Origin of the sequence: Streptomyces sp. NBC_00466, from assembly GCF_041433995.1 — a bacterium.
GTDB lineage: Bacteria > Actinomycetota > Actinomycetes > Streptomycetales > Streptomycetaceae > Streptomyces.
In genome coordinates this window covers 5657322-5674863 of the sequence record NZ_CP107896.1, presented here as the reverse complement: position 1 = coordinate 5674863, position 17542 = coordinate 5657322, and the positions used below count along the sequence as shown (strand labels likewise).

The following is a 17542-nucleotide window of genomic DNA, read 5'->3' as shown; positions in this document are numbered from 1 at the left end:
CGTCGCGGTCGGCCGGTCCGTCCCGTCATCGCGGCCGGCCGGCTCCGATTCACCGAGGAGAGACCCGCTCATGCCCGCTCCCCGCACCATCCTGCTCACCGGAGCCGCCGGAGGCCTCGGCACCCTGATGCGGGGCCTGCTGCCCGCGTACGGCTATGAGCTGCGCCTCCTCGACGCCGTGCCGGTCGAGGGCGAACCCGCGGCGATCACCGCGGACCTGGCCGACAAGGAGGCGCTGCGCGAGGCGGTGCGGGGAGTCGACGCCGTCATCCATCTCGCCGGCATCTCCCTGGAGTCGTCCTTCGACAAGATCCTCCGGGCCAACATCGAGGGCACGTACAACCTCTACGAGGCGGCCCGCGAGGCGGGCACCGGACGGATCGTCTTCGCCTCGTCCAACCACGCGGTGGGCTACACCCCGAGCCCGGGGGCCCAAGTCCCGGCTGCCCCGGGCACGTTGATCCCGATCGACACCCCGCGCAGGCCGGACACGTACTACGGCCTCTCCAAGTGCTTCGGGGAGGATCTGGCCCAGCTGTACTGGGACAAGTTCGGCCAGCAGACCGTGTCCGTACGGATCGGTTCCTGCTTCGCCGAGCCGACGTCCGTACGGATGCTCTCGGTCTGGATGAGCCCGCGGGACGGCGCACGGCTCTTCCACGCGGCCCTGACCGCCGACGGGGTCGGACACTCGGTGGTCTACGGCTCTTCGGCCAACACCCGTATCTGGTGGGACCTCTCGTCGGCGCGGGCGCTGGGGTACGAGCCGCAGGACGACTCCGAGCCGTACGCGGCCAAGCTCATCGCCGAACAGGGCGAGCTCGACCCGGCGAACCCGGCCCACTCCCACCTCGGCGGACCGTTCCTCACCGACCCGCCGATCTGGCCGCGCTGACCGGCCCGCACCGGCCCACCGCACATCGGGCGCCCGCATCCGGGCAGCGAACGGGCCCGTCCGGCACGCCGGACGGGCCTTTGCCATGCCCGGACGGGCACACCGCCCCAGGTGGGGGCGGTGCCGCCGTCCCCGGAAACGGGCAGAAACGGGCATGATCAAGCCCGTTCCTGCCCTGTTCACACCATCCGGGCGGCTGTACAACTCTCCACACAGCAAGTGGAATCCGAGGAGGCCCAGTGTCAGTGAGCGCGGAGCAGCGCCGGAGGGAGATCATCCGGTCCGCCCGGCAAGCGGGCTCGGTCGATGTCACCGAGCTGTCCGCGCGGCTCGGCGTGGCCAAGGAGACCGTGCGCCGCGATCTGCGCGCGCTGGAGGACCACGGACTGGTCCGGCGTACGCACGGCGGCGCCTACCCGGTGGAGAGCGCCGGCTTCGAGACCACGCTGGACTTCCGGACGACGATGCACGTACCGGAGAAGCGGCGGATCGCCGAGGCGGCGGCCCAGCTGCTCGGCGACGCCGAAACGGTCTTCATCGACGAGGGGTTCACTCCGCAGCTGATCGCCGAGTGCCTGCCGCACGACCGCCCGCTGACCGTGGTCACCGCTTCCCTGGTGACGGCGGGGGCACTGGCGCTCGCCGAGCGGACGACGGTGCTGCTGCTCGGCGGCCGGCTGCGCTCGGGCACCCTGGCCACCGTCGACCACTGGACGACCCGGATGCTGTCCGGGTTCGTCATCGACCTGGCCTTCATCGGTGCCAACGGGATCTCCCGCGAACACGGTCTGACCACCCCCGACCCGGCGGTCGGCGAGGTCAAGGCGCAGGCGGTCAGGGCCGCCAGGCGCCGGGTGTTCGCCGGGAACCACACCAAGTTCGGTGCGTCGAGCTTCTGCCGGTTCGCCCAGGTGACCGACTTCGAAACCATCGTCACCAGCACCCTGCTGCCCGCACCCGAGGCGCACCGCTACTCCCTGCTGGGACCGCAGGTCATCCGGGTCTGAGCCCTCCTCTCCCCACGGCCGGCCGGTCCGAGCCCCCAACCCCACCCGAGGAGCGATCCATGCGAAGCCCGAGCCGACGGAGGCCGCGCGCACTGCTCGCGCAGGCCGCATCGGGGGCGCTGCTCATCAGCCTGTCCGGCTGCTGGACCGGCGCCGGAGGAAGCGGGTCCGGCGGGGACTCGATCAATGTGCTGATGGTCAACAACCCGCAGATGACGGAGTTGCAGAAGCTCACCGCGGCCCACTTCACCCGTCAGACGGGCATCAGGGTGAACTTCACCGTGCTGCCCGAGAACGACGTACGCGACAAGATCAGCCAGGACTTCGCCAACCAGGCGGGCCAGTACGACGTCGCGACGCTGTCCAACTACGAGATCCCGATCTACGCCAGGAACGGCTGGCTGCACGATCTCGGTCCGTACACGGCCAAGGACACCGCGTTCGACCAGAAGGACATCCTGCCCGCGCTGCGCGAGTCACTCACCGGGGACGACAAGAAGCTCTACGGCGAGCCCTTCTACGGCGAGTCGTCCATGCTGATGTACCGCAAGGACGTCTTCGCGCAGAAGCATCTGACCATGCCGGCCCACCCCACCTGGCAGCAGGTCGCCGCGCTCGCCGCCGCGGCGGACGGCGCGAAGCCGGGGATGAAGGGCATCTGCCTGCGCGGCCTGCCCGGCTGGGGCGAGCTGATCGCACCGCTGACCACGGTGGTCAACACCTTCGGCGGCACCTGGTTCGACAAGAACTGGAAGGCCAGACTCGACTCCCCCGCCTTCAAACAGGCCGTCAACTTCTACGTCGAGCTGGTCCGTGAGCACGGCGAGTCCGGGGCCGCGCAGTCCGGGTTCGCCGAGTGCCTCAACGACCTCACCCAGTCCAAGACCGCCATGTGGTACGACGCGACCTCCGCCGCCGGGTCACTGGAGTCGGCCAAGTCCCCGGTCAAGGGCAAGATCGGCTACGCACCCGCACCGGTCGAGAAGACGGACAACTCCGGGTGGCTCTACACCTGGGCCTGGGGCATCCAGAAGACCTCCCGCAACCCCGACAAGGCCTGGAAGTTCATCTCCTGGGCGTCGGGCAAGCAGTACGAGCAACTCGTCGGCAAGGAGACCGGCTGGTCCGACGCGCCGGCCGGGAAGCGCGCGTCCACCTACGCCGACCCGTCCTACCGCAAGGCGTCCGCCGCCTTCGGGGACGTCACGCTCAACGCCATCCGGAGTGCCAAGCCCGGCAACCCGGGGGTGCAGCCGCGGCCCGCGCCCGGTATCCAGTTCGTCGGCATCCCCGAGTTCACCGACCTCGGCACCAAGGTCTCCCAGGAGATCAGCGCCGCCATCGCCGGGCGCAAGTCCGTCGATTCGGCCATCGCCGCATCCCAGCGGCTCGCCGCGAAGATCGCGAAGGAGTACGAGGGACGATGACAGCGACCACTGCTCCGGCCGCGCCCCGCGCGGCGTCCCCGCACAGTCCCACCGCGCCACCGGGCAGCCGGCTGCGCGCCTGGGCCACCCGGGCCCCGCTGCTGCCGGCTCTGATCTTCATGATCGTGGTCACCCAACTGCCCTTCGTGGCAACCGTGGTGATCTCCTTCTTCAACTGGAACGCGCTCTATCCGAAGGCCCGGCACTTCACCGGTTTCGCCAACTACTCCGATGTACTCACCGACCCGGACCTGCGCAAGTCGGTCCTCACCACGGTGCTGCTGACGGTCGCTGTAGTGCTCGTCAGCCTGGTGCTCGGACTCGTCCTCGCGCTGCTGCTCGACCGCCGCTTCAAGGGCCGGGGGTTCGTCCGTACGCTGCTGATCGCGCCGTTCCTGCTGGTCCCGGTGGCGGCCGCGCTGCTCTGGAAGCATGTGCTCTACAACCCGGAGTACGGGCTCTTCAACGGGCTGCTGCACTGGGTGGGCGGCGGGAGCGCGCCGCAGCCCGACTGGGTGTCGAACACCCCGCTGCTCGCGGTCGAGGCGGCGCTGATCTGGCAGTGGACGCCGTTCATGATGCTGATCCTGCTGGCCGGCCTGCAGAGCCGCTCACCGGAGCTGATCGAGGCGGCGCGGATCGACGGGGCGGGCAGCTGGCAGATCTTCCGCCATCTGACGCTGCCCCATCTGCGGCGCTATCTGGAACTCGGCGCACTGCTCGGCTCGATCTACATCGTGCAGAACTTCGACGCCGTCTTCACCATCACCTCGGGCGGCCTGGGCACCGCGAACCTTCCGTACACCGTCTACCAGGCCTTCTACCAGGCGCACGAGAACGGTCTCGCGTCCGCCGCCGGGGTCCTGGTCGTCATCGGCACGATCATCATCGCGACCTTCGCGCTCCGCGTGGTCTCGTCCCTCTTCAGCGAGGAGGCATCACGCGCATGAAGTCCGTATTCACGAAGTCCGCGGACACGGCGGCGCCCCGGAGCGCCGCCCGTACCGGGGGTGCGCTGCTCGGCCTGACGGCCTGGCTGGCCGGGATCCTCTTCTTCCTGCCGATCGCGTGGATGGCGCTTACCTCCTTCCACGCGGAGACCGACGCGGCCACCAACCCGCCGTCGCTCGCCGCCTCGCTCACCCTGGACGGCTACCGCGACTTCTTCGGTGCGGGCGGCGGTGCGAGCCCCTGGCCCGCGCTCGCCAACTCGGCCGTGGCATCGGTCGTCTCGACGCTGTGTGTGCTGGTGCTGGCGCTGCCCGCCGCGTACGCGCTCTCCATCCGGCCGGTGAAGAAGTGGACGGACGTCCTGTTCTTCTTCCTCTCCACGAAGATGCTCCCGGTGGTCGCCGGGCTGCTGCCGGTCTATCTGTTCGCCAAGAACACCGGGATGCTCGACAACATCTGGATGCTGGTCATCCTCTACACCTCGATGAACCTGCCGATCGCGGTGTGGATGATGCAGTCCTTCCTGGCCGAGGTACCGGTGGCGGTCATCGAGGCGGCGCGGGTGGACGGCGCCAGGCTGCCGGTGATCCTCACCCGGATCGTCGCCCCGATCTCCGCGCCCGGAATCGCCGCCACCGCGCTGATCTGCTTCATCTTCAGCTGGAACGAACTGCTCTTCGCCCGGGTGCTCACGGGTGTCGTCGCCGAGACCGCGCCCGTCTTCCTGACCGGCTTCATCACCAGCCAGGGCCTGTTCCTGGCGAAGGTGTGCGCCGCGTCGCTCGTCGTCTCCCTGCCGGTGCTCGCCGCGGGGTTCGCCGCCCAGGACAAGCTGGTCCAGGGCCTTTCGCTGGGAGCCGTGAAATGAAGGCCGCCATCATCGAAGCCGTCGGCAAGGTCGGGTACGGGGAGGTGCCGGACCCCACCCCCGGGCCCCGCGACGTGATCGTCGAAGTGGCCGCGTGCGGGCTGTGCGGCACCGATCTGCACATCCTCCAGGGCGAGTTCGCGCCCACCCTTCCGGTGGTGCCAGGCCATGAGTTCGCGGGCACGGTCGTGGCGCTGGGCTCCGATGTCACCTCGCTGGCCGCGGGCGACCGGGTGGCCGTCGACCCGTCCCTGTACTGCTTCGAGTGCCGCTACTGCCGTCTCGGCCACAACAACATGTGCGAGAAGTGGGCCGCGATCGGGGTGACCACCGCGGGCGGCGCCGCCGAGTACGCGGTGGCGCCCGCCGCCAACTGCGTGAAGCTGCCCGACCAGGTACGGACCGAGGACGCGGCCCTGATCGAACCGCTGTCCTGCGCGGTACGCGGCTACGACGTGCTGAACAGCCGGCTCGGCTCGCATGTGCTGATCTACGGCTCGGGGACGATGGGGCTGATGATGCTGGAGCTCGCCAAGCGGACCGGCGCGGCCAGCGTGGACATGGTCGACATCAACGAGGAACGGCTCACCACCGCCCGCGCTCTGGGCTGCTCGGCCGCGGCCGGCGGTGCGGACGAGCTGGACCGGGCCGGGCGGGGCTGGGACGTGGTCATCGACGCGACCGGCAACGCGGCCGCGATCCAGGACGGTCTGGGGCGGGTGGCGAAGGCCGGGACGTATCTGCAGTTCGGTGTCGCCGACTACGCGACCCGGGCGACGATCGACCCGTACCGGATCTACAACCAGGAGATCACGATCACCGGTTCGATGGCGGTGCTGCACAGCTACGAGCGGGCGGCCGAGCTGTTCGCCGCCGGGGCGCTCGACCCGTCTGTCTTCATCAGCGACCGGCTCCCGCTGGAGAGCTATCCGGCGGCGCTGGACCGCTTCAAGGCGGGCATCGGCCGGAAGATCGTGGTGCTGCCGGGGAAGTGACTCGGCGCCCGGGGAAGCAGCAGCATAAGGGAGTGGCGGGACCGGCCGGAGGGGCGTCCGGGAGCCGGGGAAGGCCGGCGGAGAACCTGTGAGGAGCCGGGAAAAGATTCAAGGAACCGTAAAGCCCTGCCGCTCGTTCCTCCGGACATGACCGCAATGACCCCAGGCTCGAATATCCCGCTTCCGATCTCCCGCGTCGCGGTGGACGTGTCAGCTCCGGTGCGGCTCGACGTGTCGGGCCTGCTGCTCACCGCCGGCGGCAAGGTGCGCTCGGACGACGACTTCATCTTCTACAACCAGCCGTCGGGCCCCGGCGTCAGCCACCGCTCCGGCGGGGGCTCGGCGCCGGACGCGATCGTGGTGAACACGGCCGCCGTCCCCGCGGGCATCGAGAAGATCGTGATCACCGCGAGCCCGGACGCGGCGGGCCAGACGTTCCAGGGCATCGAGCCGACGGCCACCGTCCGCTCCACGGACGACGGCAGCGTGCTGGCGTCCTTCACCCCGCCCCGGCTCGGCACCGAGACCGCGCTGGTGATCGTGGAGATCTACCTCCGCAACGGCGCGTGGAAGGTGCGTGCCGTGGGCCAGGGGTACGCGAACGGCCTGGCCGGTATCGCGACGGACTTCGGCGTGTCGGTCGAGGAGCCGGCCGCACCCGCGGCCGCGACTGTCCCCGCCGCAGCCCCGGTGGCGGCCCCGCCGATGCCGGCCGCGCCGCCGGTGGACCCCCGGGTCGCCGTCGCGGCTCCCGCGGCGCCCCCCGCCGCACCGCCGGCCCCGCCCGCCGCCCCGCCCGTCGGCACCGGACGGATCAACCTGGACAAGGGCCGGGTCAGCCTCCAGAAGAACCAGACGGTCTCGCTGGTCAAGGGCGGCAAGCCGCTGCTGTCCCGGGTGAAGATGGGCCTCGGCTGGGAGCCCGCCTTCCGTGGCAAGGACATCGACCTCGACGCCTCGGTCATGGCCTTCGGCCCGCAGCGCAACCACATCGACAGCTGCTACTTCGGCAAGCTCTCGATCCTCGACGGCGCGGTCAAGCACTCCGGCGACAACCTCACGGGCGAGGGCGCGGGCGACGACGAGGTGATCGTGGTCGACCTCGGCCGGATCCCCGCCGAGGCCACCGCCCTGTTCTTCACGGTCAACTCCTTCACCGGCCAGAAGTTCACCGAGGTGGCCAAGGCGTACTGCCGGCTGATCGACGCGGCGAGCGGGGAGGAACTGGTGCGGTTCGACCTGACCGGCGCCGAGCCGCAGACCGGGGTGCTGATGGCCAAGCTGATCAGGCAGTTCTCGGGCGAGTGGGAGATGACGGCGGTGGGCGACTTCGTGAAGTCCCGTACCGTCCGGGGCATGGTCAAGCCGGCGGCCAAGGCCCTGTGAGGCCTGTCGTCACTGGCGGTATCCGGCCAGGAAGCGGCCGATCCGGCTGATCGCCGCGTCCAGGTCGTCGGCGTGCGGCAGCGTCAGGATCCGGAAGTGGTCGGGACGCGGCCAGTTGAAGCCGGTGCCCTGCACCACCTGGATCTTCTCGCGGAGCAGCAGGTCAAGGACGAACTTCTCGTCGTCGTGGATCCGGTGGACCTTCGGGTCGAGCCGGGGGAACGCGTAGAGCGCGCCCTTCGGCTTCACACAGGAGACGCCCGGGATCTCGTTGAGCTTCTCCCACGCCCTGTCGCGCTGCTCGTGCAGGCGGCCGCCCGGCGCCGTCAGATCCCTGATGGACTGGCGGCCGCCCAGTGCGGCCTGGATGGCGTACTGGGCGGGGGCATTGGCGCACAGCCGCATGGAGGCGAGCATCATCAGCCCCTCCAGATAGCTCTTCGCGTGCTGTTTGGGCCCGGTGACGACCAGCCAGCCGGACCGGAAGCCCGCGACGCGGTACGACTTGGACAGACCACTGAAGGTGAGGACGACCAGGTCGGGTGCGAGGGCGGCGGCCGTGTGGTGGACGGCGTCGTCGTAGACGATCTGGTCGTAGATCTCGTCGGCGAAGACCATCAGGCCGTGGCGGCGGGCGAGATCGAGGATGCCCTCGACGAGCTCGCGCGGATACACCGCGCCGGTGGGGTTGTTGGGGTTGATGATCACCACGGCCTTGGTGCGGTCGGTGATCTTCGAGGCCATGTCGTCGAGGTCCGGGTACCAGTCCGCCGACTCGTCGCACAGATAGTGCACCGCCCGCCCGCCGGCCAGCGTGGTGACGGCCGTCCAGAGCGGGAAGTCGGGCGCCGGGATGAGGATCTCGTCCCCGTCCTCCAGGAGTGCCTGGACCGCCATCGAGATGAGTTCGGAGACCCCGTTGCCGAGGAAGACGTCGTCGACGGTGACATCCGGCAGCCCGAGTGCCTGGTAGCGCTGGGCCACGGCGCGCCGCGCGGAGAGGATGCCGCGCGAGTCCGTGTAGCCGTGCGCCCGGGGCAGCATCCTGATCATGTCCTGGACGATCTCCTCGGGCGCCTCGAAACCGAAGAGCGCCGGGTTACCGGTGTTCAGGCGCAGCACACTGTGCCCGGCCTCCTCCAGCGCGTTGGCCTGGTCGATCACCGGGCCCCGGATCTCGTAGCAGACCTCACTCAACTTGTTCGACTGGCGGAACTCCATGCCGTGGCCCTCCCAGGTCTCACTTGCTTCACTTGGTTTTACCAAGTAGCAGCTTGGAAAGTCCAACTTTCTGTCTAGACTGCGGTGCATGCCACGCCGAAGTTACGACCAGTACTGCGCCGCCGCCCGCGCGCTCGACGCCGTCGGAGACCGCTGGACCCTGCTGATCGTCCGCGAACTCCTGGCGGGCCCGCGCCGCTACACCGACCTTCACGCCGACCTGCCGGGCGTCAGCACCGACGTGCTCGCCTCACGGCTCAAGGACATGGAGCGCGAGGGACTGGCGACCCGGCGCAGGCTGCCGCCGCCCGCACCCGCGTCCGTGTACGAGCTCACCGCGCGGGGGGCCGCGCTGCTGCCCGTTCTCACCGCGCTGGCCGACTGGGGCATCCCCGCGCTGGCCGAGCGGCGGCCGACGGACGCCCTGCGCGCGCACTGGTTCGCCATTCCGCTGGCCCGGCACCTGGCGGGGCTCGGCCCCGGCGTGGTCGAGGTCCGGATGGACGAGGGTGTCTTCCACGTCCGCACCGACGGCGGCGAGCCGCTCTACGGCGACGGCCCCGCCGAGCGCCCCGATGCCCGGCTCACCCTGGACGCCGATACCTGTATCGCCGTCGCCGACGGCAGCCTCCCGCTCGGCCACGCGATCCGGGACGGCCGCGCGCAGCTCGAAACCCTGCCGCACGGAGCGCAACACGGAACACTGCACGGCGCGCCGCACGGGGCACCGGCCGGGGCGCCCGCGGAGGCCCAGAAGTGACCCGCGTCGCACCACCAGGAGGCAACCCCGCAGGTCCGAACTCCGTCCCCATAAAGGCGCGTTAAGGCCGCCGAACACCCTACTGGCCGGTACCAGTGACGGACAACACGCCCTTTCCCGGAACACGTGACCGATACCACGCGCAGATGAGGGTTAACTGTCAGTGGCAGGCCGTAGCCTTGTTCGTATGCCCACCACCCCTTCTGCCTCCCAGGCCAACGACGCCATCCGCAGGTTCGTCGATGCCCAGAAGACGGACGGCGAGTGGCCTTCGGAGGACTACGAGGTCCTGCTGCTGGAGTGGGCCGCCGCGATACAGGGCGGCATCGAGCCCGCGGCCTAGAGCCGCTGGTCCAGCCTCCCCCAGGCCCAACGACTCAGGTCCAACGACTCAGGTCCAGCCACTCAGGCGGACAGACCGGTGCCCCGGTCCAGGCCTGGAATCGGATCCTGATCGACCCCGTGCCGACGGGTCCGGATGTCCGGCCCCGCCGGATGCAGTTTCGCGTCACAGGCCGGACCGAGCCCGGTGCGCCGTGAGGCCAGACCCGTCAGTGGCCTGCCGCACATCCGGCACAGCACTGTCCGGCCCTCCGATCCGGCCCCGTCCGCCGTCCCCGGCCCCTCACCCGCTCCGTCCGTGACCCCGGGCAGTTCCGGCGGCGCCCCGGGCGCTTCCCCGCCCATGGGGCCGATCCGGCTCACCGGGACATCACCCGCGGGTCCCCGCCGCCGATCCCCTCGATCATCAGCGACAGATAGCGGCGCACATCGGGCGGTCCGCCCGCACCGAGCTCGGCCGCCGTGGCCACCGCGTGCGTGAGCCGCAGCATCTCCGCGGTCTCCAGGTCGGCGCGCGCCGCACCGGCCTTCTGCGCGGCCGTGAGCAGGTCGGCCGCCGCGTCCATGAGCCGGCCGCTGCAGTCCGAGATCACCGGCGTACTGCCGTCGGCCATCGCCGCACCGAGCAGCGTCTTGAGGCCGCGAAGGTGGATCATCTGCTCCGCCAGCTTCTGCAGCCAGTCGGCCAGCGCCTCGCCCGGCGCTCGCGCCGACGCGCCGAACTCGACCGCTTGTTCCGCGAGTTCGTCGATGCTGTCGACATAGACCCCTTCGAGGAGGTCCTGCCGTGTGGGGAAGTGGCGGTAGAGCGTGCCCGAGCCGACGCCCGCGCGCTTCGCGATGTCGTCCAGCGATGCGTCCACCCCGCGCTCGGCGAAAGCCAGGGCCGCCTCCTTCAGGAGACGTTCGTAATTGCGGCGCGCATCGGCCCGCATCGGCTTCGGCATCAGATGCTCCTTGCGATCGCCACTGCCTGCTTCATGGTCGCGATCGCCGGGACCGGCGTCAATGTCGCCCGCCACACCGGAGCGCTCCGTCCCGGTGGCCCCATACGGAACGGTGACCCGGCATCTCACCGGGTCACCTCACGCCGCCCTCGTACCCGGGGGCCGGCGGCCGTTCCCTGACCGACCTGGCTGACCTGTCCTCGCCGGACTCAGAGCTTGGTCAGCTTGGCGTAAGGGCTGAGAATCCTCCCCTGACGCCCGGAGAAGTCGATGAGCACAGCGTCATTGTCGCCCTCGATTCCGATGACTCTTCCGAGCCCGAACTGATCATGCGAAACACGGTCGCCGACATCGAAGATCTCGATGGGTGCGGCGGCTTGGGCCGGGCGGTTGAAGGGACTGGAGGGCAGGTGGCGCCGGGATCCGGCTGACTTAGTCATTGCCTTCAGTATGCGCCCGCGAGACCTCCTCACGCCATGTCTGTCCCGCCGCACGGCCCTGGGGCACGGATTCCGCGCAAGGATTTTGCCTGCGATGATCAGGGGATGGAATTCCCAGCAACCGGCCGTCGTGTGCTCATCACCGGTGCCTCACGCGGCCTCGGCCGCGCCGCCGCCCACGCTTTCGCCGCCAACGGGGACCGGGTGGCGGTGCACTACGGGACCAGGGAGGACGACGCCCGGCACACGCTCGCGGCGCTTCCGGGCTCCGGCCATGTCCTGGTCGGCGGCGACCTGTCGGACCCGGCGGTGGCCGCGGAAGTCACCGGGCGCGCGGCCGACGGGCTCGGCGGCATCGACGTACTGGTGAACAACGCCGCCGTGATGCGCGGCCCCCACTCGCTGCCCGGGACTCCGTACGAGGAGTGGGTGGCCGTCTGGCAGCAGCATGTCGCCGTCAATCTGCTCGCCACCGCGCAGGTCAGCCATCTCGCCGGACGCCGCATGATCGACGCGGGGAACGGCGGCCGAATCGTCAACATCGGCTCGCGGGGGGCGTTCCGCGGCGAGCCCGACCACCCGGCGTACGGCGCGACCAAGGCGGCCGTACACGCGCTCGGCCAGTCGCTGGCCGTCTCGCTCGCCCCGTACGGAATCGGGGTCGCGTCGGTCGCCCCCGGTTTCTTCGAGACGGAGCGGGTGGCGGACCGGCTGAGCGGCGCCGAGGGCGAGGCGATCCGGGCACAGTCGCCGTTCGGCCGGGTGGCGTCGCCCGACGAGATCGCGGCCGCGGTGCTGTGGCTGGCCTCACCGGCCGCGGAGTGGTCGTCGGGTACGGTGCTCGACCTCAACGGGGCATCGTACCTGCGGACTTAGGCGGCCGGCCGGCCGGTCGAAGCCGGGGCTCAGGCCCGCGACCTGGCCTTGAAAGCCGCCTTGCGGGCGTCCTTCGCCGCCTTGCGGTCGGGGTGCAGCCGCCCCATCGCCTCCAGCACCTCGGCCGTCGCCGGGTGCTCCACGCGCCAGGCCGCATCGAAGAAGCCGCTGTGCTGTCCGGTCAGCCCCTCCACGAGCCCCTGCAGCTCCTCGACCTCGCCGTCCGCGTCCAGCTGCGCGGCCAGCGTGTCGATCGCCAGCCAGAAGATCATCGACTCCGGAGGCGCGGGCACGTCCGCCGCGCCCCGCTCGGCGAGCCAGACCCGGGCGAGCCCACCGAGCTGCGCGTCGTCGAGCACCTCGCGGACCTCGTGCTCCGCCGCGTCGTCGGCCACCAGCGAGAGCGCCTGCTGGCAGTGCAGCCTGCGCAGCGGCGCGCCCCGGTCCACGCCCCGTGCGGCGGACAGCAACTCCTTCGATGCGGCGGCCGGTTCGCGGCCGTTGAGCCAGAGCACGGTCTCGGCGCGGGCGGCTCCCTCCGGGTAGTTCACGAGGGCGTCGAGCAGGGCGCCCGCGTCCTTGTCCGCGAGCTCGCCGACGGCGGGCGCGTCGATGCCCGCGTCCAGCATCCGGGCCCGGATCCCGTACAGACCGAGCGGGGTGAGCCGCACCATGCCGTACCGGGAGACGTCCTCGTCGTCCACCGGCCGCTCCGGGCCTCCCTGCCCCTCCGCGTACTCCGCCTCTTCGGCCATCAGGGCCTCGTCGACCGGGTGGTACTCGACCAGGCCGATCGGTTCGAGCAGGCTGAACTGGTCGTCCAGGCGCATCATCGCCTCCGACACCTGCTCCAGTACGTCGTCCGTCGGCTCGCCCATGTCGTCGGGGACGATCATCGAGGCGGCCAGCGCGGGGAGCGGCACCGGGGCGTCCTGGGCCCCGGTCTCCGTCACGGTGAGCAGATAGAGGTTGCCCAGCACGCCGTCGAGGAACTCGGCCTCCGCCTCGGGGTCCCACTCCAGCTTCCCGAAGTCGATCTCGCCGTCGTCGCCCACCAGGTCGGCGAAGTCGTCGAACTGCGGGGCGATGGCGTCGGCATGCACGGTCTCCAGACCGTCCAGCCAGAGCGCCAGGATCTCCTGGGGGCTGCCCGAGGTGATCAGCGCCAGGTTCTCGCCGGGGGCCGCCGTGCCCTCGGCGTCCTCGCCGTCCTCGCTGCCCTCTCCGTCCTCTGCGTCCTCGGCATCCATGACGTCGACGAGCCCGGTGTCGACGGCGAGCCGCCACGCCTCGCTCGCGAGGGCCGCGCCGTCCTCGTCCGCGCCGAGCCCCAGCTCCGCGGCGGCCGCGGGCAGCTGCTCGTCGACCAGCTCGCCGCCCGCGCCGACGCGCGTATCGGGCCCGGCCCAGCGCGCCAGCCGGACCGCCCGGGTGAGGAGGGGTGCGGCCAGCGCGTCACGTGCGAGTTCCGCTTCGGAGTTCAGCCGCACCGGCGGCAGGGTGGGGCGGTCTCCGGACATCGGTGGTTCTCCTCGGGGCTGAAACCGGCCGGCGAGAGGGCACGGTCTTCGGGCATACGGTTCGAGCGACCCAGCGTAGACGCATTTCGACGCATGCAACCTGGTTCATGTACCCGTCAGCCTCCGTCCACCAGTGGACCCTTGACAACTCCCCGTCCCACACAAGAGATTGACGCGCGTAGAACGCAGAACGTAGCCCCACGGTCCACTCCACCCTCACCTCCGGAGTTCTGTAGATGCGCGCTCTTCCCGCTTTCCCGCTCGCAAAGCCGGCCGCCGTCACCGCCGTGGTCACGGCCGCGCTGGCCGCCGGTCTGCTCGCCGTCACCCCCGCGTCGGCCGGTGCGGCCGGGGTCAGGATCCACGACATCCAGGGCAGCACCCGCCTCTCCCCGCTGGCCGGGAAGGCGGTCACCGATGTGCCCGGAATCGTGACCGGTGTGCGGACGTCCGGTTCCAGGGGCTTCTGGTTCCAGGACCCGCACCCGGACGCCGACCCCGCGACCAGCGAGGGCGTCTTCGTCTTCACCGGCTCCGCGCCGACCGTCGCCGTGGGCGACGCGGTCACGGTCTCCGGCACGGTCGACGAGTACATACCCGGCGGCGCGTCCTCCGGGAACCAGTCGGTCACCGAGATAGGCAAGCCGGCCGTGACCGTCGTCTCCTCGGGCAACCCGCTGCCCGCCGCGACCGTCATCAACTCCCATGACGTGCCCGGCACTTTCGCCCCGGCGGGCGACAAGGCGGCCGGCGGCAGCATCAACGGCCTCACCCTGCGTCCGGACAAGTACGCCCTCGACCGCTACGAGTCCCTGGAGGGCATGAACGTCCGGATCGGCACCTCACGGGTCACCGGCGCGACCGACGCCTACCGGGAGCTGTGGGTCACCGTGAAGCCGGGCGAGCGCCCGACCCCGCGCGGCGGCACCCTCTACAACGGATACACCTCGCAGAACACCGGACGGCTGATGGTCCAGTCACTGGCCCCCGCCACCGCCGGGGCGTTCCCGGTGGCGAATGTCGGTGACTCGCTGACCGGTACGACCGAAGGCCCGCTGGACTACAACCAGTTCGCCGGTACGTACACCGTGGCCGCCCGGCAGCTCGGCACCGTCAGAGCGGGCCGGACCAAGCCGGAGGTCACCCGCAAGCAGAAGAAGGACGAGCTGGCCGTCGCCACGTACAACGTGGAGAACCTGGACCCGACGGACCCGCAGAGCAAGTTCGACAAGCTGGCGGCCGGGGTCGTGGACCATCTCTCGTCGCCCGACATCGTGGCCATCGAGGAGATCCAGGACAACGACGGCGCCAAGAACGACGGCGTGGTGGCATCCGATGTCACGGTCGGCAAGTTCATCGACGCGATCGTCGCGGCGGGCGGCCCGCGCTACCAGTGGCGCTCCATCGATCCGGTGGACCTGGCGGACGGCGGCGAGCCCGGCGGCAACATCCGCCAGGGCTTCCTCTACAACCCGGACCGCGTCGGCTTCACCGACCGCGCGGGCGGTACGGCCACCAGCGCCACCGTTGTCGTGTCCCAGGGCGGCAAGGCCACGCTGACCTACTCCCCCGGCCGCGTCGACCCGGCCAACCCCGCCTGGAAGAACAGCCGCAAGCCGCTCGCCGGGGAGTTCACGTTCCGCGGTCGGAAGGTCTTCCTGGTCGCCAACCACTTCGCGTCGAAGGGCGGCGACCAGGCCATCGACTCGCAGTACCAGCCCCCGGCGCGCAGCTCGGAGACGGCCCGGCACGAACAGGCCAAGGCCGTGAACACGTTCGTGAAGAAGATCCGTTCGGTGCAGCCGGACGCCGAGGTCGTGGTGCTCGGCGACCTCAACGACTTCGAGTTCTCCGACACCGCGAAGATCCTCACCGACGGGAAGGCGCTGTCGGCGACCGCGTACTCGCTGCCCGCGAACGAGCGGTACTCCTATGTGTACGAGGGCAACTCGCAGATCCTCGACCAGATCCTGGTGAGCCCGTCGGTACGGAAGTACCAGCTGGACATCGTCCACATCAACGCCGAGTTCGCCGACCAGAACAGCGACCACGACCCGAGCGTGCTGCGCTTCCGTCCGTAGCGCGACCGGCCGGGGCTCCGGGGGGGTGCCGTACCCCACCTCCGCCCGGAGCCCCGGCTCTGTTCCGGGCCGCCCCGCCCGCCGGTCCTGGATGTGCCCGGGATAAGGACGTGAGCCGGGTGGAACGGGATGCGTGCGAAGATCTGGGTGGAATTATCCAGCTCCCGGACGCAGTGAGGGTGGGGGATGTGACGGTCGGCACGGAGTCAGGCCAGGAGAGCGACGCGTCGGACGCGCGGGACTCGGGGCGCGGCAGGACCACCAGGAGCACGCAGCGTTCCTTCTGGAAGGAGCTGCCGCTGCTCGTCGTCATCGCGCTGGTGCTCGCGCTGCTGATCAAGACGTTCCTGCTGCAGGCGTTCTCCATCCCGTCGGACTCCATGCAGAACACGCTGCAGACCGGCGACCGCGTGCTGGTGGACAAGCTGACCCCGTGGTTCGGCGCGGAGCCGCACCGCGGCGAGGTCGTCGTCTTCCACGACCCGGACGGCTGGCTGGCGGACGAGCCGGTCAGCAAGCCCAACCCGGTCCAGAAGGGGCTGAGCTACATCGGGCTGATGCCGTCCGCCAACGAGAAGGATCTGATCAAGCGGGTCATCGGGGTCGGCGGCGACACCGTGGAGTGCAAGGGCACGGGCCCGGTGAAGGTGAACGGCAAGGCTCTGAAGGAGCCGTACGTCTTCCCAGGCAACACCGCGTGCAGTACGGACCCGCAGGGCCAGTTCAAGATCAAGGTGCCCAAGGACCACATCTGGGTCATGGGCGACCACCGGCAGTACTCGGCCGACTCCCGCTACCACCAGGACAAGAAGGGCGGCGGCTCCGTCCCGGTGAAGGACGTCGTGGGGCGCGCCGAGGTCATCGCCTGGCCGCTCAACCGGCTGAACAATCTGCCGGTCCCCGCCACCTTCGGCCAGTCGGGCCTCAGCGCCGCCGCGACCTCGGCCCCCGCGGCGGCCGGCCTGCTGGGCGCCGTGCCGCTGGTGCTCTGGCGCAGGCGCAGGCGCGCCCCGCAGCAGACCCGCCGGGCGGGCGCTCCGGACGCCTCGTAGGGGTCGGCGGCGGCCGCCTCGCATTCCGGCTCTGTACTCCGGACGGCTCTGTCCAGGTGGCCCGCCGCCGGGACTCGCGGTCGAGTGGATCCGGCGGCCCGCTCGGGGCCGGCCACCAGCGCCGCCGCCCGGCGGCCGACCGGAGGAGCCTCCAATGAGGAGCAGCATCAGTACAGCGGCCGCCGTAGCTGCGGTTGGCCTTTTCGCCGCGGCGGTGAGCGGTTGTTCCAGCCCGAGCGGATCGAAGTCCCAGGACCCCGGGGCCGGATCCTCGCCGACCAGCAGCATGACGGCGTCGAGCAGCCCGACGACCTCGACCGGGCTGCGGACGATCATGGTCAAGGACACCTCGCTGGGCAAGATCCTCGTCACCGGGAAGGGCCGGACGCTCTACGTCTTCGAGGCGGACAAGACCAGCACGTCGACCTGCTCGGGTTCCTGCGCCAAGGCGTGGCCGCCGCTGCTGGTCACCAACAAGCCGACCGCGGCGAGCGGGGTGCAGGACAAGCTGCTCAGCACCTCGGTCCGGAGCGGGGGCGGCAAGCAGGTCACCTACAAGGGCCACCCGCTCTACACCTTCCTGGGCGACCGCACGCCCGGCCAGATGAACGGCCAGGGCCTCACCCAGTTCGGCGCCAAGTGGTTCGTCATCGGCCCCGACGGCAAGAAGATCACCACCCAGGCGAAGTCCAGCAGCTCGCCTTCGAGCAGCGCCAGCCCGTCGAGCAGCGCCAGCAGCGGCTCGGGCTACTGATCCGCCGCTGATCCCGCGCA

18 protein-coding genes are annotated in these 17542 nt (G+C 70.5%); 13 read left to right on the top strand and 5 right to left on the bottom strand.

Annotated elements, in window-relative coordinates; translation table 11 throughout:
- The first annotated feature begins 70 nt into the window (after nt 1-70).
- The 7 genes from OG210_RS25475 (at nt 71) to OG210_RS25445 (ending at nt 7529) form a co-directional block, all read left to right on the top strand.
- Nucleotides 71-895 (top strand): NAD(P)-dependent oxidoreductase, encoded by an 825-nt coding sequence (locus tag OG210_RS25475; protein ID WP_328325409.1) that lies wholly within the window; start codon nt 71-73, stop codon nt 893-895.
- A 245-nt stretch (nt 896-1140) separates the two neighbouring features.
- Nucleotides 1141-1902: a DeoR/GlpR family DNA-binding transcription regulator gene (locus OG210_RS25470; RefSeq protein ID WP_328335370.1), complete on the top strand. Its 762-nt coding sequence runs from the start codon at nt 1141-1143 to the stop codon at nt 1900-1902.
- A gap of 59 nt (nt 1903-1961) precedes the next feature.
- Nucleotides 1962-3329, top strand: a complete 1368-nt coding sequence (locus OG210_RS25465; protein WP_328325411.1) for a sugar ABC transporter substrate-binding protein — start codon at nt 1962-1964, stop codon at nt 3327-3329.
- Complete coding sequence (locus OG210_RS25460) at nt 3326-4279, top strand: sugar ABC transporter permease (protein ID WP_328325413.1); 954 nt, start codon at nt 3326-3328, stop codon at nt 4277-4279. Before OG210_RS25465 ends, OG210_RS25460 begins: the two co-directional genes overlap by 4 nt.
- Nucleotides 4276-5148 (top strand): carbohydrate ABC transporter permease, encoded by an 873-nt coding sequence (locus tag OG210_RS25455; protein WP_328325415.1) that lies wholly within the window; start codon nt 4276-4278, stop codon nt 5146-5148. The genes OG210_RS25460 and OG210_RS25455 overlap by 4 nt, the downstream gene beginning before the upstream one ends.
- Nucleotides 5145-6143: a zinc-dependent alcohol dehydrogenase family protein gene (locus OG210_RS25450; RefSeq protein WP_328325417.1), complete on the top strand. Its 999-nt coding sequence runs from the start codon at nt 5145-5147 to the stop codon at nt 6141-6143. Before OG210_RS25455 ends, OG210_RS25450 begins: the two co-directional genes overlap by 4 nt.
- A 147-nt stretch (nt 6144-6290) precedes the next feature.
- Nucleotides 6291-7529: a TerD family protein gene (locus tag OG210_RS25445; protein WP_328325419.1), complete on the top strand. Its 1239-nt coding sequence runs from the start codon at nt 6291-6293 to the stop codon at nt 7527-7529.
- Nucleotides 7530-7538: 9 nt separating this feature from the next.
- Here the strand turns inward: OG210_RS25445 and OG210_RS25440 are convergent, their stop codons facing one another.
- On the bottom strand, nt 7539-8750 hold the full coding sequence (locus tag OG210_RS25440; RefSeq protein WP_328325421.1) for a pyridoxal phosphate-dependent aminotransferase: 1212 nt from the start codon (nt 8748-8750) through the stop codon (nt 7539-7541).
- Nucleotides 8751-8838: 88 nt separating this feature from the next.
- Here OG210_RS25440 and OG210_RS25435 point away from each other — a divergent pair, with 88 nt between their 5' ends.
- A complete protein-coding gene (locus tag OG210_RS25435; RefSeq protein ID WP_328325423.1) occupies nt 8839-9510 on the top strand; it encodes a helix-turn-helix domain-containing protein in 672 nt (223 codons plus the stop codon).
- A 187-nt stretch (nt 9511-9697) separates the two neighbouring features.
- A complete protein-coding gene (locus tag OG210_RS25430) occupies nt 9698-9853 on the top strand; it encodes a hypothetical protein (protein ID WP_328325425.1) in 156 nt (51 codons plus the stop codon).
- Between the two features lie 62 nt (nt 9854-9915).
- On the opposite strand, the gene OG210_RS25425 is transcribed toward OG210_RS25430, so the two are convergent.
- The 3 genes from OG210_RS25425 to OG210_RS25415 form a co-directional block, all read right to left on the bottom strand.
- Nucleotides 9916-10197, bottom strand: coding sequence for a DUF6011 domain-containing protein (locus tag OG210_RS25425; protein WP_328335371.1), 282 nt, complete (start codon nt 10195-10197; stop codon nt 9916-9918).
- Between the two features lie 14 nt (nt 10198-10211).
- Nucleotides 10212-10799 carry a helix-turn-helix domain-containing protein gene (locus OG210_RS25420; RefSeq protein WP_328325427.1) on the bottom strand — a complete coding sequence of 196 codons (588 nt, stop codon included), beginning with the start codon at nt 10797-10799 and terminating at the stop codon, nt 10212-10214.
- A gap of 209 nt (nt 10800-11008) precedes the next feature.
- Nucleotides 11009-11239, bottom strand: a complete 231-nt coding sequence (locus OG210_RS25415; RefSeq protein ID WP_164267523.1) for a CarD family transcriptional regulator — start codon at nt 11237-11239, stop codon at nt 11009-11011.
- A gap of 105 nt (nt 11240-11344) precedes the next feature.
- Here OG210_RS25415 and OG210_RS25410 point away from each other — a divergent pair, with 105 nt between their 5' ends.
- The gene (locus OG210_RS25410) at nt 11345-12115 is read left to right on the top strand and encodes an SDR family oxidoreductase (RefSeq protein ID WP_328325429.1); all 771 of its coding nucleotides are present in this window, start codon (nt 11345-11347) and stop codon (nt 12113-12115) included.
- Between the two features lie 29 nt (nt 12116-12144).
- Here the strand turns inward: OG210_RS25410 and OG210_RS25405 are convergent, their stop codons facing one another.
- A complete protein-coding gene (locus OG210_RS25405; RefSeq protein ID WP_328325431.1) occupies nt 12145-13635 on the bottom strand; it encodes a hypothetical protein in 1491 nt (496 codons plus the stop codon).
- Between the two features lie 236 nt (nt 13636-13871).
- On the opposite strand from OG210_RS25405, the gene OG210_RS25400 reads away from it, so the two are divergent.
- The 3 genes from OG210_RS25400 (at nt 13872) to OG210_RS25390 (ending at nt 17522) form a co-directional block, all read left to right on the top strand.
- Nucleotides 13872-15716 carry an endonuclease/exonuclease/phosphatase family protein gene (locus OG210_RS25400; protein WP_328325433.1) on the top strand — a complete coding sequence of 615 codons (1845 nt, stop codon included), beginning with the start codon at nt 13872-13874 and terminating at the stop codon, nt 15714-15716.
- 155 nt (nt 15717-15871) lie between these two features.
- Entirely contained in the window at nt 15872-16768 is an 897-nt protein-coding gene (gene lepB, locus OG210_RS25395; RefSeq protein WP_371540484.1) for a signal peptidase I, read from the top strand.
- A 154-nt stretch (nt 16769-16922) separates the two neighbouring features.
- Complete coding sequence (locus tag OG210_RS25390; RefSeq protein ID WP_328325437.1) at nt 16923-17522, top strand: hypothetical protein; 600 nt, start codon at nt 16923-16925, stop codon at nt 17520-17522.
- Nucleotides 17523-17542 lie beyond the last annotated feature (20 nt).

Coding starts and splice junctions, on each gene's coding strand:
- OG210_RS25390 (WP_328325437.1), top strand. CDS start 16,923: ATGAGGAGCAGCATCAGTACAGCGGCCGCCGTAGCTGCGGTTGGCCTT.
- OG210_RS25455 (WP_328325415.1), top strand. CDS start 4,276: ATGAAGTCCGTATTCACGAAGTCCGCGGACACGGCGGCGCCCCGGAGC.
- OG210_RS25450 (WP_328325417.1), top strand. CDS start 5,145: ATGAAGGCCGCCATCATCGAAGCCGTCGGCAAGGTCGGGTACGGGGAG.
- OG210_RS25400 (WP_328325433.1), top strand. CDS start 13,872: ATGCGCGCTCTTCCCGCTTTCCCGCTCGCAAAGCCGGCCGCCGTCACC.
- OG210_RS25405 (WP_328325431.1), bottom strand. CDS start 13,635: ATGTCCGGAGACCGCCCCACCCTGCCGCCGGTGCGGCTGAACTCCGAA.
- OG210_RS25475 (WP_328325409.1), top strand. CDS start 71: ATGCCCGCTCCCCGCACCATCCTGCTCACCGGAGCCGCCGGAGGCCTC.
- OG210_RS25465 (WP_328325411.1), top strand. CDS start 1,962: ATGCGAAGCCCGAGCCGACGGAGGCCGCGCGCACTGCTCGCGCAGGCC.
- OG210_RS25460 (WP_328325413.1), top strand. CDS start 3,326: ATGACAGCGACCACTGCTCCGGCCGCGCCCCGCGCGGCGTCCCCGCAC.
- OG210_RS25445 (WP_328325419.1), top strand. CDS start 6,291: ATGACCGCAATGACCCCAGGCTCGAATATCCCGCTTCCGATCTCCCGC.
- OG210_RS25410 (WP_328325429.1), top strand. CDS start 11,345: ATGGAATTCCCAGCAACCGGCCGTCGTGTGCTCATCACCGGTGCCTCA.
- OG210_RS25420 (WP_328325427.1), bottom strand. CDS start 10,799: ATGCCGAAGCCGATGCGGGCCGATGCGCGCCGCAATTACGAACGTCTC.
- OG210_RS25430 (WP_328325425.1), top strand. CDS start 9,698: ATGCCCACCACCCCTTCTGCCTCCCAGGCCAACGACGCCATCCGCAGG.
- OG210_RS25435 (WP_328325423.1), top strand. CDS start 8,839: ATGCCACGCCGAAGTTACGACCAGTACTGCGCCGCCGCCCGCGCGCTC.
- OG210_RS25440 (WP_328325421.1), bottom strand. CDS start 8,750: ATGGAGTTCCGCCAGTCGAACAAGTTGAGTGAGGTCTGCTACGAGATC.
- OG210_RS25425 (WP_328335371.1), bottom strand. CDS start 10,197: ATGGGCGGGGAAGCGCCCGGGGCGCCGCCGGAACTGCCCGGGGTCACG.
- OG210_RS25415 (WP_164267523.1), bottom strand. CDS start 11,239: ATGACTAAGTCAGCCGGATCCCGGCGCCACCTGCCCTCCAGTCCCTTC.